A 24,355-nucleotide genomic window follows, 5' to 3' on the forward strand; every position below is an offset into this window, starting at 1 on the left:
CATGAAAACAACATTTTTACTGTCGACTCTATTTCTTTTGCTTACAGCGAGCTTTACTAGAAAAGAACGAATTTCTACTCCTATCGAAAAACCACCACAGAACTTAAATATCAGCTTTCTGTTGGATTTATCGGATAGGATTGACCCTAAGAAAAATCCAAACCCAACAATGCAGTATTACCAGCGGGATGTTCTTTACATGAAATCAATTGTGCAGGCATTTTTGAATCACGTAAAGCAGAAAAAGATATTTAAGCTAAACGATCAACTGCAGGTATTTTTTGACCCCGCACCCAAAAGCCCTCAAATTAACCAATTGAGCCAACAGTTAAAGGTAAGCTTCGATAAAAACTCAAGTAAGAAAAGCATTATAACGACGGAACAAATATTTGCGACGGTACCCATAAAAATCTATCAATCTGCAATTAGGGATCGTCATTATGTTGGCTCAGATATTTGGGGTTTCTTTAAAAATAGCGTTACTGATTATTGTATAAAAGATCAACACAGAAATATTCTGATCATAATAACTGATGGCTACATGTATCATAGGAATAACCAGTTCAAAAAAAATGGCAAAAGTACATACATCACGCCTGCGTTAATTCGAGAACAAAAACTTAACACACCAGACTTCCAATCGGTTATCAAAAGGAAAAATCTCGGTTTTATTGCACCAATTAATAACGTTGGAAACCTCGAAGTTGTCGTTTTGGGCATCAACCCATCTCCCAACAACCCATTCGAAGGCGATGTTATAAAGCAATATTGGGGTGATTGGTTCAAAAGTATGGGTATCAAAAATTATTACCTTAAAACTGCCGAACTGCCTTCAGACCTTGATCCAGTATTGCAAAAGATAATTCTAGCGGATAAGCCGTAGCGAAATGTTTTTCCAGAACTGAGCCATAAATGAAAACCCTCGCCTTCTTTATCCTTTTCTTAACCAGTATTACCTGTAAAGAAAATACAGCTACAAAAGTTTACCTTTGCAAAAGCGAGGGTGGCAAAAAGTATCACTATAAATCTAATTGTCGTGGTCTTAATAATTGTCAGCATAAAATTATAGCAACAACTTTAGAAAAGGCAAAAGGACAGGGTAAAACATTATGTGGGTGGGAAAAATAACCGTTTTTATTTTATTAATTTTTTTTAGGTCAGTTTCAACGGCCGGGCCAGATTACCCTGAACTTAAGCACAAAACCTTCGAGGCCAAAGTGATAGGCATTACGGATGGCGACACTATAGAGATTTTGTATCGTAACCAACCCATCAAAATACGATTGGCACATATCGACTGCCCCGAGAAACGCGGATCGCAACCTTATGGCAACGATGCAAAAGCCGCACTTTCAAAACTCTGTTTTGGTCAACAAGTACAAGTACATGCCCAAAATTACGACCGCTACAAAAGATTGATTGCCGTGGTAGTGAACATCAGAAAACAAAACGTTAATCAAGAAATGATTAAGCAAGGTATGGCCTGGCACTTCAAAAAGTACTCAAAAGATACTGTTTATGCACAATTGGAAGTTCGGGCACGCCGCAATAAAATAGGACTCTGGAAAGATGCGCAAGCTGTTGCGCCATGGGATTGGCGAAAACACATTCGACAGGCGAAAGCAACACACAACAAACAGAAAGATTAAAGCGAGTCCGCAAGTCCAAAGTCTGGAGTGAAGGCTAAAGGGTTAAAATCTTTAATCCCGCTGTTGACTGTCATTGCCATTGACTTCAGTCAACGGTATATAAAGGTAGTTTATGCGCTCTTACCGCAAATGATCGGCTATTCATGTCGTGATAAGAAGCCTGTTACCTAAGCAAAAAATTGATTTGGAAGCCTGGAGGTTAAATGGATGGCCGGCAAACATTCAACGTTTTTGGTTGTTCAATTATCATATTAAGAATTTAACAGCCAGAATAATGATCACAGCCAAACCACTTCTTTCAGAAAATGTAAAAGATTTTATGGATTATGCGCTCGAAACAATCCAATCTATGGATGGTGCGCCAGAGCATAATACTGAAGAAACGAACCTGGTTCATCAAAAAATTGCTAATTTAAGAGAATACCTTGCGGTTGTAGAAGCATCGTACAACGAAACTACGCCAACCCTGGTTAGTACACCAACAGAAAATACCACTCCTTTCACGGGGACGGGCCACGCGTAAATTTCCGTATTGAGTAACCATAAAAGCGCATCAAAATTTTGGTGCCAATTGCCTATGGCTTTCAATTGACCTGAGATTTTTCTGACGTGAAGGCGCCATTTTGTGTTAAATCAACAAATCCTATCTTTGCCGAAAATTAATCCCGAATTATAAGGCTTTTTACGAATGGATATCGAAAACGAAGATTTGGTTACAAGCTGGATAAAAGAAAATGGCAATCCGGCAATCGAGCAATTAACAAAAGTAAACCTGGAAACTGCCAAAAAAACTGCCGCACTTTTAATCGAGAAGGGCTTGGATGTTGTAGATTTGGCCGTCATAGTAGACATGCACGTTGCAGAGGTGAACAAATGGTTGGATGGTAAGCACAATTTTAGCGAAAAAACATTAACGCAAATACTGACAACACTTTAAAACAATCGTGTAAACGTTTGGCCGGTACAGCTAAGCAGATAACCGAATGCAGCCTCACTACTCTTTCCCACCTCAATCAGCAGGCTACTTTATCCTCTGTACCCACTCACCGCGTTATCATTAAGTTTTAAAGTAATATACCCTTTTAATGAGGCTGTCTCAAAAAGGTTTCGTCTTGAAGCTGTCTCATAAATAGAAATCTGTCATCCTGACCTGTCGAAGAACTTGTTTAAATGCTTAAAAAGGCATTTCGACTACTTGCCCCGATCCGATAACTATCGGGTTTTCGGGAAGCTCAACGTGTCAAATTCGGATCGGATTTAACTTTATGTACAGCCTCATCTTATCTAAAGGAACTTTTAATCCTTTGTATTAAGGCCCTGAAACAAGTTCAGGGCGACGGTTTGTTCTTTTTGAGACAGTCTCTTATTTTCTTTACGCATTCTCATCGTCGCTACAAAGCACCCTTTTAAATCAGCGCTTTTTTACTATTTATCACAGCGACGACTTACAGCGCAGCTTATTCTGATCCCACATATTCGATAGACCAATTATCAATAAATGCAGAACCGTTGCCATATGGTTCTATTTTAAGGCTAAATGTACCTCCCTTATTCAACAATGGTGTCTCCACTTCGAACTTAGTCCATTCACTACCGGCAGAAATGTGCTGAGCGCCACTAAAACTAGGGACCATCCAAAAACCACCCTGTGCCTTTTTTACCATGACGCTTATCTTGTATCTGCCCTTTTCCGTTACTCCACCCCAATCACAAAGTAATTGAATTTTTCCATTCGTGACTTTTAATGATTTACCACCTGCATAACTTTCTGTATTGGTAACTGTAGGACCTCCTTCGGTATAATAGGCAATATTTTTAGCCCTGAAAGTCCATGGAATATATTCAAACCCCACCTCATCGCTATCAAAGGTTGCTTGATAATAGTAAGGCTTAACACCCATTACCTTAGTATAGGTTAATGAGACCCCGGAATGGTTAACAGCATAAATGCGGTATTCAGTCAGGCTTGTACTAGCTTTCTTGTCAATAAAGGTATTCCCTTGTACGTTATCGCCAATTAAGACACCATTTTTAAAAATGTTGTAAGCGGTTGCAAACCGACCATTGCTCCATGTTAATGTACAGTACTTATAGTCTTCGGTAGATGCTTCTGCCAATGGTGGCCGCGGTAAAACCCCTTTGGGAATCGCCACAAATCCTGAATCACTTGCGTAGTTATAAGAGCGCCAATTATCTTTGTTTACAGCATAAACACGATACTCTACCAGAGTATCGGGACCGAGTGCATCTTCATATTGCGGTTCCTTTAGATTTTCAGCGATTACCTTTCTGCCCCTTACAATTAAGTAACTGTGGGCAGTAGGCACCGCATTCCATTTTAAAAACACAGAAGTATCTCCTTTAGAAACTGATAGACTTGTGATGTCTGGCGGCAGGTCCAAATCATATTCTTTATTATCCTTTTTACAGCTGGTATAAATAAGAGCTGTTAAGATTGCGACAATTATATATTTTGATTTCATCTTCGTATAATTAATTAATATCCGGGATTATTTGGCTTAAGATTTGGGTTGGCGTCAAGTGCCGCCTGCGGAACAGGCCATAGATAATTGGAAGGTAAAAATAGCTTCTTGCTGCCAAGATTATATAACTCATCCGATTTGATTGAATTGATGACGCTTTCTGCAATTCCCCATCGACGAATATCAAAATACCTTATTCCTTCGAACGCAAATTCGAATTTACGCTCCTGCCTGATAATTTCCCGCATCTGGTTTTGCGAACGACCTGTAGGAACGGAAGCGATACCTGCTCTTGTTCGTACCTTATTTAGAATCTCGTACACAGAATTATCTATTTGATTAATTTCTGTTTTTGCCTCTGCATACATTAATAGTACGTCAGTATAACGAAGTACAATAAAGTCTGATTCGTCTTCATTTGTCCAGTCTAGCTTTATCTTCTCATTCATATACCCTTTATTAATGTTAAACGGATATGCAGTTTTGTAGGCTCCTTGTTCGAGTGACCCAACCATCCATGGTTCAAACAAAGAACCATTCACGATGCTCTTTCCTCCTATATAAAAAGTTTTTTCGAACCGGACTCCTCTGTTATCCCATTTTTTATCTGCATCATAAAGCGGCGACTGATCTGGTGGAAGACCATCTTTCATATAATATGAGTCAATAAAGTCTGCAGATATTGCTGATGACTGCCAGCTTCCATTGATTCCGTCAAGCGACAATCCGGGAAGATGGTTCGGACCAAAGGGAGTAGAGTAAGTACCACCTTGTTTAGTTCCACCGCCAACGTATTTTATACTGAATAAAATCTCTCCGTTGTTTTCATTATCATTCGCAAAAATGCGTTCGTAATCCGGTTCGAACCGAACAAAAGATTGATTGGCAAAGGCCATTAAATCTTCCGCAGCTTTTATCGTGCCCGGATAATCTTTAATATAGAGCAGGGCTCTTACTTTCATACCCATTGCGGCCTGTTTAGTCGCCTTCCCCCATTTCATATCGAACGGATATTCTGTTAGGTTCTGGATGGCAATATCCAGATCCGGAATAATCAACTTTCTGGTCACCTCTTCCACCGAACTTCTGCTCAGCTTAGATTCGGAAGGTGTTAAAATGCGGTCCACCATCGGCACAGCTCCGTACAAACTCGTTAGTCTTAGGTAGCATATTGCCCTAATAAAATGTGCTTCTCCCAATACGTCTTTTGCAAATTTCGGATCCAGCAAATCCTTTTTCAGTTCGAGTTGTTCAATGATTGTATTTGCCAGATTTATAGAACTGTATCCCTTGGACCAAACAAAGCCGATACCCGATGTATTGGGACTCATGTTCCCTCTGGAAATATCATACCATGGTGTGTGCCAGGAAAAGCTAAAAAACATGGCGTCCGAAGCTACTTCCCAATATAAGTTACCACCATAAGTACCAGTTATTTCTTTGGTGTCAGTACTCCTTAGCCCTGAATAAAGCCCGGTCAAGGCCAAATCAAAATCGTTCTGATCACTGAAGAACACATTTTTCGATACTGAATCTTCAGGTGTTAAGTCCAGTGCTTTTTTACAACTAAAGCCCAATACGGCAATAAGAAGTAATAAGATCTTTTTATTTATAGTTTTCATTGTCTGTTAGAATGTAAGTGTAAGACCAAATTTCATAATCATCGTTTGAGGAAGTCCACCCCTTGAATTTGCCTCCCTTTTACGCTCCGGATCGAAACCTTGGTAGTTAGTCCATGTGAATAAATTAGAAGCGCTCATATAAACCTTAAGGTTTTGCAATGAAACCTTCTCAATGAGCTTTTTAGGTAATTCATAGCTAACTAAGAGATTTCTAAGACGCAGATACGACCTGTTCATCAGGAAATAGGTGTTGAAGTTGTCCGTGTTGGGACCATTGTCGACCCATACACGAGGGGTAGTTAAGCTTGGACGATCAGGAGTCCAGCGATTTAGCCAATGCTCAGCAATATTTGACCCTTGAAAAGTAGGATAAAAATACTCGTGGCTACCATAAGAGTAAGCATCTGCGATTCCTTGAAAATCTGCCGATAGGCCAAAACTTCCGTATCTTAAGTTTATATTCCCACCGTATGTCCAACTCGGATATTGGGTTCCTAAAATCTGGCGGTCATAGGCATCTATAACCCCATCGGGTTTTCCGTCTGGACCACTGAAATCTTCAAATATTAAATCGCCCGGGGCAGCACCAAATTGATGAGGCAACTGGTCAACTTCTTCTTTGCTTTGAAATATACGTCCTGTCCATTTCACCAGGTAATAAGCGTCAATGGGCGAATTTCTTGTTAATATTTTTTCTCCTTTTATGTACCTGTCTGTCTCACCAGTAACATCAGGATTGATGGAAAGAATTTTATTGGTAATTCTAGAGGCATTAATTCCAACATCGACTGTAAGCTTATTGAATTTCTTGGAGAAACTTACAGCACCTTCAATACCTTTATTTCTTACACTTGCCAGATTAGTAAATACTGATGAAAATCCCGTTTCCAGCGGTAAAGGCGTGTTGTATAGTATGCCCGTAGATTTTTTATCAAAATAATCAAACTCAAACTGAACTGAAGAGTTGAATAAATGCAGGTTCAAACCAATGTCGCTCATTGTAGTCGTTTCCCAGTGTAAATCAGGGTTTCCGTAACTATCTGCACGGGCACCGGTAAACACTGTATTTCCCCAAACATAGTTAGCATCCTTATAAGATATTTTGGCTACGTAAGGAAAATCATCGGATAATGCCTGGTTACCCAACTGCCCCCACGAGGCTCTGATCTTCAAAAAATTTATTGCAGGAATTTTCTTCATGAAGGGCTCACTAGTAATTACCCATCCTGCTGAGAATGACGGAAACACACCATACCTGTAATTAGGACCAAACCGTGATGAACCGTCTCTGCGAATATTGGCTTCGAACAAATACTTGTTATCGAAATCATAGTTTAAACGACCAAATTGAGAAACAATCGCATTTTTGGTTAGCCGACTTGAATTTTGTATAGTACTGGGATCTCCCGCAGAAAATACGCGGACATAATTGGATTCAAATCTTCCACGCTCGGTGCTTATCCAATCGAAGTTATTACTCTCTTTACTTATCCCGCCTAAGATGCTGAAGTTGTGTTTTGAGAGGCTGAACTTATAAGCCGCCCGAAAATATGGATTTATACGGTAAGATCTGGTAGATTGCTGCTGCAGCCTTCCATAACCATAAAATCCGGTTAATGAACCCAATGATTCATTAGACTTTGGGGCTGCTATAATCTCCTTATATCTCCAGTTTCTTGCTACAGGCCTTCCAAACCAACCGTTATAAGAATCTAAATTTGTATTGGCTGTAAAATTACCGAACAACTTTAAATTCTTTATTGGTTCAAATTCAAAAAACATATTTCCGTTAATATTATTTCGGTACTCGCGAATATCATTTGACTCGTATTCAGCAAGCGGGTTGCCGCTTTGTATCTGGCCAGTAAATGGCAAAGTGGTATTATCGGGGAGTGCAAGATAACCGTCGTCAGTATGAGGAGGATTTAGTGGTGTTCCCCGCATGATGCTGAGCAAAGAAAAATCAGTTATCGAACCATTTGGTGTGCGCTGATTTCCATAAGTGTATCCGAAATTCACCCCTACTTTTAGCTTGCTTGCAATTTGCGACTCTATATTAATCCTGGTTGTTAGCCTTTTGTATTGCCCATCCAGAATGATCGCTTTTTGATCCATATAGCCCAAAGACATAAAATACTGGGTTTTCTGAGTACCTCCCCGTGCACTGATGTCGTGTTGCTGAATGACGCCTTTTTTTACGATTTCATCAAACCAATCGGTTGAGGCCGCCGCTCGGTAAGATGGGGTCCGGTATTGCTCGATGACCTCCTCAGAAAAAGCAGGAAGACCGCCCGAATTTACCCTCGCTTCGTTCATCAAAGTCATAAAAACAATAGGGTCGGTAATCATTTTGGGTTTACTATTTTTAGTGATCTGCGAAGTAGACCAGCTTCCCTCATAATTGAATACTGATTTACCCTCTTTCGTGCCCTTTTTCGTCGTAATCAGTATAACCCCATTTCCGGCCTGAGAGCCGTAAATAGAGGCTGACGCAGCATCTTTTAGTACAGAAATGGAAGCGATATCAGAAGGATTCAGTACATCCATACTGTTAGAGATAACTCCATCGATTAGAATGAGCGGCGATGTATTGTTCAGTGTCCCCAACCCCCGGATGGTAATTTGTGCACCGTCGTCACCCGCAATACCAGATCCCTGAGCAATATGTACCCCGGCAATTTTACCTGCCAAAGCCTGGGAAGAACTGGTTATGGGCTTATTCTCTAAAGCGGAGGCATCAATAACCCCGACAGCGCCGGTTAAATTAGTCCGCTTCTGAGTACCATATCCTACTACAACCACCTGATCAAGAGTTTTTGAGTCGGGAACCAGGGTAATTTCAAAGTATGTGGTTTTAAGTAAAGGCTGAACTTTTGGCAAAAATCCAATATAGGATATTACTAATTTTTCGGCCTTTTCGGGAACAAGGATACTGAAATTGCCGTTTAGGTCTGTTATCGCCCCCACTTTAGTTCCTTCTACAAGCACGCTTGCGCCTATTAATGTGACTCCGTCTGTTGATTTAACAACTCCGGTAATACGCCTTTCCTGTGCTTCGCAAAAAACGCTAAACAACAGGAGGAATAGAATCAGTAGTTTTCTTTTCATTTGGTTATATTTGGTTTAGAAATTGTTGATCAAAAATCACCATTAATACACGTTCCACAGAGGGCATTATTCATAAAAAAAAGGGTGTTTTTAATATTTTCCCGCTTTTTTTGTAAAGTGTGATCTTTATTTTTGGCAAGTGGCGATACTCCTGGCCATATTTTTAACGCTTCTGAACAAAAGAAAATTCTTCTGCAAGAAGCTCACCGAATGACTTATAGTCGGCATGGAAGATACATGAGACTTACTTATTTCTTGGCGAAATAGCTGCTTAAGTTCGCACCATAAACAAGCAGTTTATCAGCAAAAAACTTTTCTGCCACTGTAACGATATAAGACCCTGAAACGAGTGAGGGTGACGGTTTATTCTTTTGAAACAGCCTCGTTATCTAGTTTATATTTCATCAGGGAAAAGTGATTAGACAAACAATAAACATCTCCACAAACTACGTTCTAGATGAAAGCAAATTGGTAAAAAGAACAATTTTTCTCTTATTTAGACACTTAATTTCAGAAATATTCCATAGAATCAATAAAATTGAATATCTTAAGGGTTAACCATTTATGTTAAAAAAATATTTGCAAATGAATAACTGATTGCTGACCTCTTAATGACCGAATGATATGAACTTACTTATTTCTCTATCAGTCATCCTATTAATCTTTTACCCCAAAACATCCCAAGGACATAATTTTAAGGTTATTGATATATCCAATGGCCTTTCTAATAATACAGTAAAATGTATTGCGCAGGATAAGTTCGGCTTTATGTGGTTCGGTACTTATGATGGCCTGTGCAGGTACGATGGTATTAACTTCACAATATACAGGTATCAAAAAAACATTAATTCAATTAACAGTAACTCAATTACTGCAATATTGCCCACCGATGAAGGATTGTGGGTGGGCACTACGTCTGGCTTAAATTTCTTTTCTTTCAATGAGAAAAAATTCTATAAAGGCCTGTCCAGCAGGAGCAATAAACAGAAAAAAAGTATAGACGGAACGGTAAGAAACATTATCCAGGTGGGTAAGAAAATCATTGTACTTGCTGATAAGGAAGGCTTGTTAGTACTGGAGAAAGATCGGTCGTTTAAACCGCTTTCTTTCGGTCTCAGGGATGCCCAGTGGCATATGATCGCACCTTATAAAGAAGGAAATTTTTTAGCACACTCCACCCAGGGTCTTTTTATACTAAATCCTTTTAAGGAGGTGCTGCGGAATAAGCTGATCTATTCGTTACCCCATCCGGTTCATCATATTTACTATAGTAAAAAGCAAGGCAAAATATTTGTCGGATCGGGAATAGGCAAGAGCTCAATGGTATTTCAGGAAAAACCCAACGGAATTGTTATGCTCAACGACAAAATTCCAAGTGGAATTAAATGCGCTATTGATTTTAACCGAAGCATGATATTTGGTACAGACGGGCAAGGCCTTATTTTTTCGGGGCCTGATAAAACTGAACACTTCATTCCGAAAAACAGTAATATTTCAAGCGACGCTATTTATTCCCTTTTTGTAGATAAGGGCAATAATTTGTGGATAGGGACATTTCGTGGGGGAATAAATGTATTTAGTGAACGAAATAACTGGTTTACTTCATTTTCTACTCAGAACAGCTATCTTAAACATAATTTCGTCACTTCGATCTATGAATCTCCAGCATTGCTGTTATATACCGGAACCGATGGAGGAGGCATTAATATTTTCAATAGAAAAACCCAGAAATCCAGTAATTATACTTCAGCCAACAGCAATATTTCTGGAAACAACGTCGTGTCTATCTCTGGAGATGGTAACGACGTCTGGCTCGGCGTTTATGGCAAGGGCTTAAGTTATTTTTCGAATTCAACACATTCATTTACCAATTATGAACTACCCCAAATACCTGATGTACGGGAAAAAAATTCCATCTGGGTAGTAAAAGATGATCGCAAAGGTAATTTATGGATTGGATCTGAAGACGGACTATTCACATTTAATAAACGAAACAGAAAGTTTGTACTGATTAAACCAGAAATTTTAAAGATAACTGAAATATCTTTCGCAAAAGAGGCCGTTTGGCTTAGCACAAATGGTAACGGCCTGTACCAGTTAGACTATGGAGGAAATATTGTTAAGCGATACCTAAGCGAAGAGAACAAGGCGTTCGCAAATAACAACCTGCATTACGTTTTTGTAGACAGCAAGCAAAATATTTGGTTTGGTGCTGAACATGTGGGGCTATATCAATTTACACCTTCCAGCGGAAAATTTGTGTTGTATGGCCCCGAACAAGGCTTTGAAAATCCAAACGTTTTGGGGATTACCGAAGACCACAACAACAACTTGTGGATCAGTTCGTACAATGGTCTTTTCCTGTTTAATACATCAAAGCATACGTTTCTGCGTTTCGGTGAAAAAGATCAGATTGCATCATCACAGTTTAACTATAATGCATGTTATCAAAACAATGGTGTAATGTACTTTGGTACGGCTAAGGGATTAGTTAGCTTTAAGCCTACTAACATAAACTTTGATCCCAAATTCAAGTCAGTAATTTTTACCGGTTTTAAACTTTTAAATCAAAATAACGATCGTTTGAAATCGCTGAACTCTCCTGCACAAGTGATTCAGCTCCCCTATGATCATAATTTTTTTTCTATAAGCTTTACCGTTCCTGAGCTTATTTCTCCGGATAAGATAAAATACTCGTTTTACCTGGAAAATTTCGAAAACACCTGGACAGCTGGAGGATCAGAGCGGCAGGTAACCTATACGAACGTTCCTCCGGGAACCTATTATTTCAAAGTAAAATCCACGAACCTGGTTGGCGAGTGGAATAAAAATTACTCAGAATTAAAGATTACGATTTTACCTCCATGGTGGAGGACAAACTGGGCCACAACAATTTTTGTGATACTTTCAATTGGCGTCATCACCACCTTGTTATATTTTTATCGGTATCAGTTAAATATAAAGCACCTGGTTCAGCTTAAAGAGCTTGAAAAAAGTACGGAAAAAAGTATAAATGAGGCGAAGCTTACCTTCTTTACTAACATTTCTCATGAACTGAGAACGCCCATTTTTATGCTGACCGCGCCACTGGAAGACTTATTAAAAAATAAAGGTAAATTAATACAGGTACCAAGGGCACATCTCATTGCAATGTTCAAAAATGCCCTGCGTTTAAATAAACTTATCACCAGAATAATTGACTTCAGAAAGTTAGAAGTAGGTAAACTTGATTTAGAAGCACAAACCAGCAATGTAGTGGCATTTTGCAAGGAACTCATACCTGGATATGAGACACTTTGCCATCAGAAAAAGATTGTATTGCTATTTATGCCTTCCTCGTTAAATATCCAATTAAGTTTTGATGCCGAGAAATTAGAAACAATACTGGCCAACCTAATCAGTAATGCTTTTAAATATTCACACGAACAGGGACGGATTACGTTCTCTATTAACGAGGAAAACGACACTGTTGTGTTTTCAGTGGAAGACAATGGAATAGGCGTAAAAGAAGAATACCACGAGAAAATTTTTGACCGGTTTTTTCAGGTCGATCGCAACGTCATCTCTGGTGACGGTATAGGACTTGCTTTTGTGAAACACCTGGTTGAATTGCACCAGGGGAAAATATCCGTTACCAGTAGGTTAAATGAAGGTGCAAAATTTACATTTTCAATTCCAAAACACCTGGAGCTCAGCAACAACCCTGCGCCGAGCCAAAGTGAGCAATTACACGTTCTGAACAATGGAGCGCAAAACAGCACACTGGAATACCCTACCAATCCGAGTGCCCTTCACACCGTATTGCTGATCGACGACGAGCCAGATATATTGTCGCTGATAGAGCAGTTATTAAAAGACGAGTATAAAATTATAAAAGCCAATAATGGTGCTGAAGGCTTGGAAAAAGTTGAAGAATTTACACCTGATATTATAATCTGCGACATGATGATGCCTAAAATGAACGGAATGGACTTCATTTCCGCCCTAAAAACCAACAAACTTTATGCTGCAATTCCGGTGATTATACTTACAGCAAAATCAGGTGAGGAAGATATGATCGCCGCTTATGGCTTTGGCGCAGATGCCTATTTAACTAAACCAGTATCTGTCAAATACCTGAAACAACGGGTAAGTCAGATTCTTAGTAAATCAAATTCTGTTGATATTTCCCAGATACTGGTAGGTAAAAAAACCAATTATTCTAAGATGGAGAAAGATTTTATGATGAAATGCAATAAGATCATTGAACAGAATTTAACCAACACAGCGTTCAATGTATTAGCTTTTTCAAAAGAACTGGGGATGAGCCATTCTTCATTTTATAAAAAACTAAAGGCAATGACGGGCAAATCAATTATTGAATTTATGAACGCCTATAGAATATATAAGTCCGTTCAGATGTTTAATGAAGGCGAGAAAAATATATCAACAGTAAGTACAAAATGTGGATTTAAGGATCCGAAGAATTTCCGGGAAGCTTTCAAACAAGTTATGCGAGTGGCTCCCAAAAATTATATAAATTCTTAAAACAAACAAAAAAGAGGCTGTACACCGTACATTAAACAGCGGCAACAAACTGATCAAAAAACCATATTAGATATTATTCCACTTTTTCCGGAACGCGTTCTATGTGAGTATGTGAGTGAGCTGAGCGACGCTTCTGCGACGTTGTTATGAAATGTAAAGTTTATTGCCCCTTTGTTGGCCCCATTGAACAAAAAAGCCAGTAGCTACACGTAGCTACTGGCAAAAGGAGTGGTCCCGACGAAACCAGAATAAGTTTTATTTAAATAACTTTCTGACTATCAAATACTTGTAAAATACAATTTCGACTCACCAACTGTCAAAATGACCGTTTTTTGGGCTCAAATGTTACACTCAAATGTAAGAAATGAGTTTAATAATGCAAAAAAATACTCATTATTAATTTATTCCGCTTAATAATTTAAACCTGAAAAATCAGCCTCACAGCGAGCGAAACGGCAAAAAATATACAAAATTTCGAGCCCCATCAGCCACTAAGCGGGGAGGTGCCCTAATCTGCAGCAGGGAAAAGCAAAATGCCTTCATTGGAATCACTTTCCTAAATTGACAGGGATACCTGCCAACCCTCATTTTCCGATAATCCAAAATTTATTAATCAGTTATCATTGACTGATAGGCCTCGGTTACCCGGCAATTCAACATCTACAGATGCTATTCTAAACAAGTATAATATTATTTCGTGTTTTAATCTTTGAACTTACCTTATTCACTCCATATGTCAGAGTACGCCGTCAGGGCTATAAAAATGGGTTAGATTTCCCAGCTCCAAGCTTAAATCTCTAACTGCATTATCGCTTTTTCCGTAAAAATCCTGGAAGCTGTGCCTGCCCTGCGCTCAGGTTATTTAACTCCCGCAATTGCTGACTTCCGGTTACACTGATCAAGATCATTAATTGCTCCGCCAATCTCCACTTTTTCAAATTTTTACTCACCTTTAAAAACGCTAAATTCTGAGGGCATAATCCTGTTTTTTGGTGGAATCGAATTAACAGTGTTCATCACAATTTCGTTGAAAGAAAAATAGCTGTTCAGAACGTCTGCCTTAATATCTTCTATAGTGCTGCCATCGGTTATCTTTAATAACCTACGCTTTCTCTGCAAATGCTCGTCGATAAGTGATTCCAACTTTAGTTTTCCTGCTTCAATGTATTCAGTTGCCAAAATCAATCCATCAATATGCAATATCACCACATCATTGATGGTGAAACCCTTTATACCGGCATCGGCCATTTCCTGAATAAGGCTTTCCCGCTCCGTATTGAACCAGTCATTTAAAACGCTTTCGATTCCAGGTACAGTAAGGTTGATGTCATAAACAATTAGTATAGGATAAAATCGCAATGATTGTGGCTTGTAATGCTGATCAAATGGATAGGCCTTGGTCAGACTAAACCTGATTCTTGTGACCAGCTGCTTAACTGCTTTTTCTGAGTTGCCGGATTTATAATATTTTTTCTTCAGATCTTCCTGAATGTCTTTTACACTAAAGGATTGCTTCGCCTTACCTGTGATAAAGCTATCTTTCACCTCTATCAGAAATACCTTGTTGCCATTACGGACATAATAATCAGGTTCCGTATTTCCCATTTGCGCCTTCATCTGTTCACCAGAAAGATTTATACAACTTCTTTTTGAATAGGCCTTGTCGAACATTTTGTATACCAGGTACCCTTCAGAGAAATCGGTTGTAAAGTCCGTTCTGAATTTATCAGCCGAAATGCCAATTTCAGGATGGGTAGCCAAAATAGACTTGCAATCCCAATAAACCGAGCTATACATCTTTCCGATAATCATTGCCCTGTTGAGCATCACATACTCGTTGTTTCCAACTGAGTAAAGAGGCCTGTTACGCACAGCAAGAAAATCGAACTTTACAGCATTTTCCTCGCTTTCCGGTATCGTTGCCTGTAGATTGAACAGTTCCAGGAATTTTTGGTTTTCCTCGTCCTGCCCATTAATGCTAACCGCTGGCGTGAAGCATAATATGCTAAGGGGAAACATTTTTTTTGCATATTCCTTAAAATCTTGTACGCCCTTAGATTCAAGATACAATTGATGGAGTTGCTGATTGTATTTTTCAATAAATTCCATGCAGTACATAGCCTTGATCATCTGAACTGCTCCAACAACCTGATCGATCTGACTGAAATCATGATAACTCAGAAGTGTCGCTGTCGACATCCAGGATGCTCGCTGAAGTCCTGTGAACTCCGCCGGAATTGTACTGGCAATTCCTTCCTGCTTGTACAGAAATTCTTCGTTCAATTTCAGATAAGCTATGAAGAAATTCAAATGGGATTCATCAATGTCAATTGCACTATCGTCAGCAACTTCATCAAGTTCCATCGCAGTTATGTTCATACGAAGATTGGTATATGAGCTGATCAACCGTAATTTCATGCCCATATTAATTTCTGCCCTGTAACCAGCGATAATTTTATGCATCATTTCAGTACCTAGCATTCCTTCCGGGCCAAACCAGGAGACCACTTGCTCTGACAACTCGTTGATGCGGCGTTGCAACATGGAATTGAGTACCCCGATCATTTTTAATGTAAGCGTTTTTCCGTAGGGGGCAAGGATTTCCCTCGGAGAGCGTTCATCCCCGTCATTAAATACCCTGGAATATTTTACCAGCAGCGACATGCTTAGATTTGAGTGCGTTGACATAATTATATCGAAAGTATATTGAACGTCTAAAATAAAAATGATAACTCAAACTGGCAATCATTACTTCATACTTTGAATAGATTCGTACACATTTTGCCTTGCTTATTACATTTTTTTTTCGATGCAGTTAGAATTTGTTTTGAAAAAAATCTTGCCATTGCAGATCTACTTCTTTCGTAGCGCGAGTTAATATCGTTGAGATGCAGCGACGCCTTGGTCAAAATAACTAATATTAAACCACAATTTGAGGAGAAATTTCGGCTTTCATTATATATATGCATCAACCTGATATTCTTGTATAAGCGTTAATCCACAAATTTTAAAAATCAAAAATCTCGCTTTTAAAATTGAAATAATTTATAAATTGCCTTAATCTAACTCACTCTCAATTATGCAGGTAAACCGCAACATCATTAATGGAATATTGAAAGAAGCTCATTCCACTGAGGTTGATTACAAATCATCCTCAAATCTTATTCCGTTAAATGAAGGAATAAACAAGGTGGTGGAGCACATTCATACCGCTTTCGACCAGTCAATTACCAAATACTCCACAGTTGATAAATTGAATACAGGCAATGCTGTTTATAAGAATATCGACCGTTACCTCAAAACGGATAATCATGATGGGCAGTTTATCCAATTTAGTAAAACAAGTTTAAGTGATCTCGCTCTGCTCATCAAGCGGGAAGAAAAATACATAAATAAAAAGGCAGTCTTATATAACTCTAGAAAACTTGTTAGTTTCAAAGGAAAGAAAAATCTTCCCACAGTATAACAAGAGAATATTTTCTAAATAGATAAAGCTTATCACATAAAATCTGAGGTCATACAAGCAGCTTTGTTAAGTAATAAAATAAATTATAATTTCAATAATTCGTTAAATAGATATTTTTAATACCGGATGAATTTATCCAGTCCCATTTAGATTTTATATAATTGACGTCATTTGATTGCTGCTCACCATCAGGTAATAATAACAGCGGTAATTGAGGATATATCACTTTTAAATAACTATTAGATGTCAGATACTTTACAACCAGAAATAGATAACAATTTTAAATTTTTAGCAATTATACCCCTCGGCGAATGCGATGAGAGATATCGAAAGAACCTAAAAACAGACACAATTTACCAATTTTATAATCAGTATCGATTCACTTATCAAAAAACACCAGGTGAAGATAAATCAAAATCAATAATCAGGGTAGATGTGAAGGATGATGCGCTTGATAACCTATACCATACCTATACCGCGGATGGGAAACCGTTGCGTATCAATGTTTCCGCAGTGGTGGGTAAGAATGGGTCTGGTAAAAGTACACTTATTGAACTGCTTTTTGCTGCGGTATATATATTCTCTTCTAATCTCGAAATCCTGACAACTCTGCCGAAGATCGAGCAGGAGACTGACGACATGAAAATCAAGCTGACATCAAGGATTAGAGAGAACCAAAAGTTGAGCCAAGCTGAGGGCTATGATTTGCAGCTTAAAAAAGCTATGCGAATAAAAGGGTACGGAAAGAAGATCCTAGCACTTAAAAAAGCAAATAGGCATCAATCTGAAATCTTGGAAAAAGGCGAAAATGATGCACTTTATTTTGGACGAAAGCTGATTGAGCTTGAGGACGAAAAAAAAGAATTGCTGGCAATGCAAAGTGGCCTTTGCGTAGAGATTATATATCAAATCAACAATCAAATCTTTATGCTGGTCATTAATAAAGCCCAGGTGCACCTCTCATTAATTCAATCTAATCTCAAAAAAACAGACCAGGATCTGAACCCGGCAATTTTATCTAATTTAGACTACAGGCAGAAGCTGGCTGAAGCATTCTTTTACACTATTTCAATTAACTACTCACACTACTCACTCAACTCCCAAATTATGGGTGACTGGATAAATGCGCTGTTCCATAAAAATGATGGCTATAAAACACCCTTAGTCATCAATCCCATGAGAACAGATGGCGATTTCAAAATCAATGACGAAATTAGCAGGGCAAAGTATCGCTTGCTTTGCAATCTGATGGTTCAGCAGTTTGTTTCTAAAGAGGACAACGTTTTTTTAACCGATAAACAGTATGTATCCAAAATCCGTTTCACTTTGAATAAAGACAAACTGGGACGTGAGGCGGTAACCCGGAGCGCTAAAAAGACAACTGCTACGCCTGATTTGGATATTATTACCAACAATGTTTTCGCCAAAATGAGTTTACATAACTTAATTATTTTGAATGAAAATAGTCATCCATTTCAAACAGAAATGGATCGTTATGTAGTCAAAAAAGTTAAAAGAATTGAGCAGCAATATGATGAGTATAAACGGGTAGGAAAACTGGATAATTTTGGAAATGAGCTCGGTTTCAAGGACGTTACTGAAGACCTATTGAATGAAGGGAGCCATGTAGCTTTTAAGTTAAAACAGGTAGTTAATTTTTTTGATCGAAGTCTTGCCGATACCGAAGAAAACAAATTCAGGGTCAGAAACGATTTGGAACATTATGATTTTACCTTAGAAGAGCTCGTCAAGTGGACCGGCAATGATGAGCCGGTAAAGATGATTGAATTTCTGCCTCCGGCATTTTTTGATATTGAAATTTTTTTGACGGACAGTGATGGTGGAAAAGAAAGCAGATTTAGCAGACTTAGCTCAGGAGAGCAACAGCTTATTCATGCATCGCAATCAATGATCTATCACATCAATAACATAAATTCCGTGTCTGAGAGTCAGTTCGATCGGGTTAAATATAGGTATATCAATATCATTTATGATGAGATTGAACTCTACTTCCATCCTGAATACCAGCGCAGATTTATCTCTAACCTACTGAATTCATTTAAGAGTTTACATTTGGGTCAAAAAAGCCAAATCAGAGCAATCAATTTCCTCTTTTTAACCCACTCTCCATTTATAATATCTGATATTCCCTCTAGCAACATCCTATTTTTAGAAAGCAATGCAAGTCCGGCATCTGGTACCCATAAATTTAAAACCTTCGGTGCGAATATCCATGATCTACTGCAGCTGAGTTTCTTTTTGAATAAGGGTTCCATGGGAGAATACGCGCAACAAAAAATTAATCAGACAATCGATTTTATTAATTATCATCGTCTTCAGAAAGAAATAATACTTTTTGGGAAAAAATTAAATAAGCACGAAAAAGCACTAAAGGCAGCAAAGCAAGAACAATTGAGTGAATTAAAACAACCATTTAATCAAAGTATTGACTATCACAGGGCTCTTATTGATGCTATAGATGAGCCTTTATTAAAATCAAAGCTCCAAGAGATGTTGGGAGAAGTTGATAAAGAGTACCGCCTAAACGAACTCAATGCAAAGATTGCATCTTTGCAAAAAGAAAAATCTAAACTAAAAAAGAATGCTCGAATTGCCACAACCTAAAGCTGAGGTTATTGATGACTATGTCAAGCTAATTGTCAATGAAATAAACGGTTTGTTGAAAAAGTTTCATTCAACAAATCCTTTGCGTAATCTTTTCACGCAGGCCAACATTGATGAAATTCTTCGTGCCAAACCGGCAGATATGATGGCAATAAACACCAAAATGATGGGAAAATTGATCCCAGGTTATGACGATAGAACATTTGAAAAGCAATTCTACATAAAAGCTCAAAAGAAAAAAAGTAGCGTTGACAAAGACTTTTTGCTTAAAAATAAACACTATGACACTATAAAGGATATTTCCGAAGTTCTCAATTATAAGAAGATTGTCTCTGAAAACAAAAAAATATCCTTTTTCCTTGCATCTAAACTCTCACGAAACACCTGCACGTATTGCAATCGATTATATACCAATACGGTTACGGCTCTAAAAGCAGATAGACGTTACAAGAGTATAGCTGAGCCTATCATCGTACCAATTGCGAGGGCGCAATTTGATCACTGGTTCTCCAAAAACCGTTATCCGTTACTGGCGCTTTCATATTTCAACCTCATCCCCAGCTGTAGTATCTGTAATCAAATCAAAAGTAACAAGAACTTTCAACTGAAAACTCACTTTCATCCTTATGAGACCCTGCACAATGAATCCTTTAACTTCAACTATCGTCATAAGGATTTGAAGATTGTCAATGTAACAATTGATGGGGCAACCAGTAAAATGGCACAGAATTTCAGAGATCTTAATATTCAGGAGGTTTATGATGTGCATTCACCACTTGAACTTCGTGATCTGCTTGAATTACGATATAAATATTCTGAAAACTACATCAAAAAATTGCTCGATTCGACATTTCCAGGCCTTCCATTATCTAGAAGTGAAGCCAAGCGGTTAATCTTTGGAGTGGAGCACGAAATCGATGATTATCATAAGCGTCCATTCAGCAAGTTTAAGAATGATATTTTAAATATATTGGAAAAATAGAATGTGTTTTCTCAGGCTCTAAATGATTGTGCCGGGTTCATAACTTTATACATTCAAAAATGTTTTTTTCAAAACCCAAAATATCAAATTAACATAGTGATCGAAAAGGTCAAACAAATGTTTTATATTTTTTGGAGCATGCGCCGAACCACTTCTTTACTGAAAATTTTGAAACATTAAACCAATAACAAACTATGAAAAGAGATTTCTGTATTTTCTGCAAATCACCATTAGACGGTAGCGATGAGCATATTATACCACAATCTGTCAATGGGAAGTTACACTCCAAGGATCTGATTTGTCATGATTGCAATTCAAATTTCTTTGGCAGAAAAATAGATCCAGTCATTAAAAAAACACTGGAACCAATCATCAATTTACTTTGCTGGAACAATTCAAGACAGATGGTTTCAGAAGATATCAATGGAAGGCAATATCTGACCAAGGACGGGCAATCGAAACCTGTTAAGCCCATCAAAACTGAAGAATTTGTCGATACCAAAAAGGTAATTAGGATAAGTGGTGATGTAGAGAATACGATAAAGATGTTCCAAAAAGAGGTGGGAAGACTAAAATCTGAAGGACAGGCACTCGCTGAGTATAGCATTTCCATGCCTCAAAATACAACTCCGTTTCTTCGTACACCGTTCACAATTGACCTAAGTCCTGAATTGATTCTTTTGATGAATAAGATCGCTTGTGAATTCTATGTGCATTCTCAACTGGATTATCAGCCTGTAGAAGCACTCTGCAGCCGGGTTCGCCATGCTGACAACGGTTTAGGAAATGTTATCTTCTGTAATCAGAAAAATGAAATTAGAGATCATGCTTCTAGCGAGGTGTCGCACTTGATACACCTTCAAAACGATAAGGAAACCAAACAGATTTTTGCATACATCGAAATTTTTAACGTGTTATGTTGCGTTGTTATACTGACGAATAATTATCATGGCGATGATATCAGTTTTACCTATCATCAGGATGCTATGACTTCAGAACGTTTTTCAAATCATGTAAATTTAAAAATGTCACTTGCCGAAATATTAGCTTATCCTTTTGAAAGCAGTGGATTTGGCTATTTACTTAATTCAATGATGTTTAATTTAAGGGACAGGGAGTTTAATGAAGTGGTAAAAGACGAGTTTAACAAGATAAAACGTCTGCTAGGCGAGCAGGAACTTACAGTCGAAGAACACGATGAGAAATGGATTCAACAAACGACCAAGCTCATTGCAGAATTGACAGTTTTCGATTTTCCATACATTTTAGAAGATCAAGAAGACGAAGAAAATGATGAGTACAACTATGTGCACTCAAACTTTAGGGAAGCCATTGTTGACCAATTTACCAATGAACACCATTTTTTGCTTGGAAAACTCATCAAGACTAAACATGCAACTTTTACAGTCAGGGATTTTTTTCTTCAGCCGATAATTGTCAAAAAGAATAAGCAGCTGATCACTATCTTTGTCGTACTGGAGAATAACCAAACTAAAGATAAAAGTTATGTGAAAGTTGCAGATTTCATTTCATCAATTAATAAGGCACTTGAACAAATATCTATTAAAAGATCAAATAAATAAAATTTAAATTTCGTATGAAAATTTATTTAACCGGACTGTGATTTGATAATTAAAAAACTGAGAACTGAGTTAAATAATTCGCGATACGCTATTGGAATGAAATAGTACAAAACTTAAAAAGTAGCCTTTTTTGAAATAACCTCAAGCCTAAAAGGCAATTTTTTGTCACTTGATACTTCAAATAAACTAACAAAGACTCAATATACACTGCAAATTATAAATAAATTATAATCACTGTTTTTCTCAAATAGCTTATCCTTCTAAATGATAACACCTGGCCACGTATCTTTCATGGATTCCAAATTTTCGTTGGAGTTTAATAGCATATCAGATAGTATAGATGAAGCGTATATGGCCATTGGCATGATCAGCGAGAATATGTTTGACTTCGCAATCAGAAAGCTTGAAAATGCTGCTCTAATCCACATAGTTCTTGGTGTGCATATGCCAACCCACCCAAACGTATTCAAAAAAATAAAGTCACTTTCTGATGAAAAAAAATTGGATGCAGCTGTATATGTTAGGAATTTCTTCCATCCCAAATTATATCTGTTTAAAATCAGGAAAGAATGGATAGCCTACGTAGGTTCCGGAAATTTTACAAATGGTGGTTGGAGTAAAAATGAGGAACTTTTCACAAGAATTACCTGCCAGCAAACTTGCACGGAGCTATATGAAAAGTTTTTAAGATGGAAACTCGCCAGTCAACAGATAGATCAAAGATTCATTGATATTTACGAAAGAAATTTTAATACTTATGCGGAACTGCAAAAGGATACTGTCAAATTCACTGATGATTTGACCGATAAATTACAGGAAAAATTCAATATCGATAATGTTGACTTTACCGAACAATTTTTTTCGAAAAAGCACCATATGGCCTTTCGGCCCGGAATAACTCATATGGATAGCCCGGATGTGCTCGAGGAGCGAAAGGAAGTTCGCAAGCGATTGTATCTTCTTGACGCGCTAATCTCCTCCAAGATACCACCAGGTTGGAAGATTTATCATCATTATGATATCGATCACATCGTTTCGCACATATACGCTTCCGGGCATGATGATCTAAACGTTAGATCACTATGGGTTGGGTATGGGCGAAACAAGGCAGCGTTAAAACAATATCATGGTAATGACAGTACGCCGCTTAATTTCATGAGGATGCAGGTGATTGTACATTATGATTCGGTTGGCTTTTGGCTAATGCCAGGAAAACTTGGTGCAGGTCAAATTGATCGATCAAGTTTTCTTGAAAAAATGGAGAATGAAGAAACTCAAAGGTATTTCTTTAGACATCTCAAAAGCTTAGGAAAAGAGTACTGGATTGAAGTTGCAGGAGAAAAGCGACCTTGCGAAAGCTTTACCGATCATGATGAACTTGCCAGTTTTATCAAAAGAGATGACTTCAGGAATTATTATTTTATTATCGGGAGGGATTACCAACTTGGTGCAACGGCGCTACGCTCAGAAAATATTGTTCTATCCTGTATCGCTGACTTTACGAAATATAAACCACTTTATGACCTTATCAAAGACTCCACATTTGGTTAGTCCATAGTAGTGACTAACAATGATTGCCGATTTCGGATAGTCTGGATGTTCACATCAAACATACCTTTCTCCTATAATTGGAGGCTGACTTGCACATGCGCCACATGATTTGCCTGGTTTTTATGATGGGACATCGACTTTCAAAAAAATAACAGATCAAGCCTGCTGACTGCAACCACGTTTAAACAATTTCTATTGGCTAAACTGACTGCTGTCAGAGGTGCTATGACTGATGCTGTTCTAGATGACATGTTTTCTTTGTTGAGAATTAATAAAAAAGATGTACGTTCTTATGTTTTAGCTGCCATTAATGTTAATTCAATAGTCGGATTTTACACAACAGTCGTGTATATGTTTAGGAACTCTATGGTTCATAATAGAGAAACAGAGTTCCATTTAATGCATGAAACACTTTCACCAGAGATAAAACAATTTATTGAATCATTTTTGATTCCTACAATGGAGGAATTGGTCATTTTATTAACTATTGAACGTAATGACATAGTTTGGTATTCTAATGCAAAAATTAACGTTTACCAAGAATAGTGCTTTGCATAAACGTAAACAAAAATTGATAACTTAAAGTCAGGATGTTTTAATGGAAATTTTATAGCATTTTCATCAATTTTGCTATTCTCTTTAGATCGTCAATTAGTTTATAGCAAAGCAAATAGCTTCAGTAGCCACAATAAATAAGCTCGGGAATCTTGTACCATTGATCAAAGTTAAGCTAACCAAAAGGGAATTAAAATAATTGGT

Annotated in this window: 16 protein-coding genes; 12 read left to right on the plus strand and 4 right to left on the minus strand. The window is 37.8% G+C overall.

The features are described from left to right. Position 1 precedes the first annotated feature (1 nt). The 5 genes from IZT61_RS12065 (at position 2) to IZT61_RS12085 (ending at position 2,586) form a co-directional block, all read left to right on the plus strand. Complete coding sequence (locus IZT61_RS12065; protein WP_196097158.1) at positions 2 to 883, plus strand: hypothetical protein; 882 nt, start codon at positions 2 to 4, stop codon at positions 881 to 883. Positions 884 to 912: 29 nt separating this feature from the next. Then, on the plus strand, positions 913 to 1,128 hold the full coding sequence (locus tag IZT61_RS12070) for a hypothetical protein (RefSeq protein WP_196097159.1): 216 nt from the start codon (positions 913 to 915) through the stop codon (positions 1,126 to 1,128). Then, positions 1,110 to 1,649, plus strand: coding sequence for a thermonuclease family protein (locus IZT61_RS12075; RefSeq protein ID WP_196097160.1), 540 nt, complete (start codon positions 1,110 to 1,112; stop codon positions 1,647 to 1,649). Before IZT61_RS12070 ends, IZT61_RS12075 begins: the two co-directional genes overlap by 19 nt. A 274-nt stretch (positions 1,650 to 1,923) precedes the next feature. Then, positions 1,924 to 2,172: a hypothetical protein gene (locus IZT61_RS12080; RefSeq protein ID WP_196097161.1), complete on the plus strand. Its 249-nt coding sequence runs from the start codon at positions 1,924 to 1,926 to the stop codon at positions 2,170 to 2,172. 165 nt (positions 2,173 to 2,337) lie between these two features. Next, positions 2,338 to 2,586: a helix-turn-helix domain-containing protein gene (locus IZT61_RS12085; RefSeq protein WP_196097162.1), complete on the plus strand. Its 249-nt coding sequence runs from the start codon at positions 2,338 to 2,340 to the stop codon at positions 2,584 to 2,586. A gap of 520 nt (positions 2,587 to 3,106) precedes the next feature. Here IZT61_RS12085 and IZT61_RS12090 read toward each other — a convergent pair. From IZT61_RS12090 to IZT61_RS12100, 3 genes are read right to left on the minus strand one after another with little or no spacing between them, the layout of a single operon-like run. Continuing rightward, positions 3,107 to 4,132 (minus strand): fibronectin type III domain-containing protein, encoded by a 1,026-nt coding sequence (locus tag IZT61_RS12090; RefSeq protein ID WP_196097163.1) that lies wholly within the window; start codon positions 4,130 to 4,132, stop codon positions 3,107 to 3,109. A gap of 14 nt (positions 4,133 to 4,146) precedes the next feature. Next, positions 4,147 to 5,754 carry a RagB/SusD family nutrient uptake outer membrane protein gene (locus tag IZT61_RS12095; RefSeq protein WP_196097164.1) on the minus strand — a complete coding sequence of 536 codons (1,608 nt, stop codon included), beginning with the start codon at positions 5,752 to 5,754 and terminating at the stop codon, positions 4,147 to 4,149. Positions 5,755 to 5,760: 6 nt separating this feature from the next. Continuing rightward, on the minus strand, positions 5,761 to 8,862 hold the full coding sequence (locus IZT61_RS12100) for a SusC/RagA family TonB-linked outer membrane protein (RefSeq protein ID WP_196097165.1): 3,102 nt from the start codon (positions 8,860 to 8,862) through the stop codon (positions 5,761 to 5,763). A 624-nt stretch (positions 8,863 to 9,486) separates the two neighbouring features. On the opposite strand from IZT61_RS12100, the gene IZT61_RS12105 reads away from it, so the two are divergent. Continuing rightward, positions 9,487 to 13,389, plus strand: coding sequence for a response regulator (locus IZT61_RS12105; RefSeq protein ID WP_196097166.1), 3,903 nt, complete (start codon positions 9,487 to 9,489; stop codon positions 13,387 to 13,389). A 942-nt stretch (positions 13,390 to 14,331) separates the two neighbouring features. On the opposite strand, the gene IZT61_RS12110 is transcribed toward IZT61_RS12105, so the two are convergent. Then, positions 14,332 to 16,077, minus strand: coding sequence for a hypothetical protein (locus IZT61_RS12110; protein WP_196097167.1), 1,746 nt, complete (start codon positions 16,075 to 16,077; stop codon positions 14,332 to 14,334). A gap of 391 nt (positions 16,078 to 16,468) precedes the next feature. Between IZT61_RS12110 and IZT61_RS12115 the strand changes: the two genes are divergently transcribed. From IZT61_RS12115 to IZT61_RS12140, 6 genes are all read left to right on the plus strand, one after another. Further along, positions 16,469 to 16,855 (plus strand): hypothetical protein, encoded by a 387-nt coding sequence (locus IZT61_RS12115; RefSeq protein WP_196097168.1) that lies wholly within the window; start codon positions 16,469 to 16,471, stop codon positions 16,853 to 16,855. A gap of 243 nt (positions 16,856 to 17,098) precedes the next feature. Beyond that, positions 17,099 to 19,480: a hypothetical protein gene (locus IZT61_RS12120; protein WP_196097169.1), complete on the plus strand. Its 2,382-nt coding sequence runs from the start codon at positions 17,099 to 17,101 to the stop codon at positions 19,478 to 19,480. Next, positions 19,458 to 20,462 (plus strand): hypothetical protein, encoded by a 1,005-nt coding sequence (locus IZT61_RS12125; RefSeq protein ID WP_196097170.1) that lies wholly within the window; start codon positions 19,458 to 19,460, stop codon positions 20,460 to 20,462. The genes IZT61_RS12120 and IZT61_RS12125 overlap by 23 nt, the downstream gene beginning before the upstream one ends. Positions 20,463 to 20,656: 194 nt before the next feature. Beyond that, positions 20,657 to 22,045 carry an HNH endonuclease gene (locus IZT61_RS12130; protein ID WP_196097171.1) on the plus strand — a complete coding sequence of 463 codons (1,389 nt, stop codon included), beginning with the start codon at positions 20,657 to 20,659 and terminating at the stop codon, positions 22,043 to 22,045. A gap of 291 nt (positions 22,046 to 22,336) precedes the next feature. Then, positions 22,337 to 23,596: a phospholipase D family protein gene (locus IZT61_RS12135; RefSeq protein ID WP_196097172.1), complete on the plus strand. Its 1,260-nt coding sequence runs from the start codon at positions 22,337 to 22,339 to the stop codon at positions 23,594 to 23,596. Positions 23,597 to 23,791: 195 nt separating this feature from the next. Beyond that, positions 23,792 to 24,142, plus strand: a complete 351-nt coding sequence (locus tag IZT61_RS12140) for a hypothetical protein (protein ID WP_196097173.1) — start codon at positions 23,792 to 23,794, stop codon at positions 24,140 to 24,142. The last annotated feature ends 213 nt before the right edge of the window (positions 24,143 to 24,355 follow it).

This window comes from Pedobacter endophyticus, assembly GCF_015679185.1.
Taxonomy (GTDB): Bacteria; Bacteroidota; Bacteroidia; order Sphingobacteriales; family Sphingobacteriaceae; genus Pedobacter; species Pedobacter endophyticus.

Excerpts from the sequence above, each read along its gene's own strand:
- IZT61_RS12110 (WP_196097167.1), bottom strand. The coding sequence starts at position 16,077 with ATGTCAACGCACTCAAATCTAAGCATGTCGCTGCTGGTAAAATATTCC.
- IZT61_RS12130 (WP_196097171.1), top strand. The coding sequence starts at position 20,657 with ATGAAAAGAGATTTCTGTATTTTCTGCAAATCACCATTAGACGGTAGC.
- IZT61_RS12065 (WP_196097158.1), top strand. The coding sequence starts at position 2 with ATGAAAACAACATTTTTACTGTCGACTCTATTTCTTTTGCTTACAGCG.
- IZT61_RS12070 (WP_196097159.1), top strand. The coding sequence starts at position 913 with ATGAAAACCCTCGCCTTCTTTATCCTTTTCTTAACCAGTATTACCTGT.
- IZT61_RS12095 (WP_196097164.1), bottom strand. The coding sequence starts at position 5,754 with ATGAAAACTATAAATAAAAAGATCTTATTACTTCTTATTGCCGTATTG.
- IZT61_RS12135 (WP_196097172.1), top strand. The coding sequence starts at position 22,337 with ATGGATTCCAAATTTTCGTTGGAGTTTAATAGCATATCAGATAGTATA.
- IZT61_RS12085 (WP_196097162.1), top strand. The coding sequence starts at position 2,338 with ATGGATATCGAAAACGAAGATTTGGTTACAAGCTGGATAAAAGAAAAT.
- IZT61_RS12090 (WP_196097163.1), bottom strand. The coding sequence starts at position 4,132 with ATGAAATCAAAATATATAATTGTCGCAATCTTAACAGCTCTTATTTAT.
- IZT61_RS12105 (WP_196097166.1), top strand. The coding sequence starts at position 9,487 with ATGAACTTACTTATTTCTCTATCAGTCATCCTATTAATCTTTTACCCC.
- IZT61_RS12100 (WP_196097165.1), bottom strand. The coding sequence starts at position 8,862 with ATGAAAAGAAAACTACTGATTCTATTCCTCCTGTTGTTTAGCGTTTTT.
- IZT61_RS12120 (WP_196097169.1), top strand. The coding sequence starts at position 17,099 with ATGTCAGATACTTTACAACCAGAAATAGATAACAATTTTAAATTTTTA.
- IZT61_RS12075 (WP_196097160.1), top strand. The coding sequence starts at position 1,110 with ATGTGGGTGGGAAAAATAACCGTTTTTATTTTATTAATTTTTTTTAGG.
- IZT61_RS12115 (WP_196097168.1), top strand. The coding sequence starts at position 16,469 with ATGCAGGTAAACCGCAACATCATTAATGGAATATTGAAAGAAGCTCAT.
- IZT61_RS12125 (WP_196097170.1), top strand. The coding sequence starts at position 19,458 with ATGCTCGAATTGCCACAACCTAAAGCTGAGGTTATTGATGACTATGTC.
- IZT61_RS12080 (WP_196097161.1), top strand. The coding sequence starts at position 1,924 with ATGATCACAGCCAAACCACTTCTTTCAGAAAATGTAAAAGATTTTATG.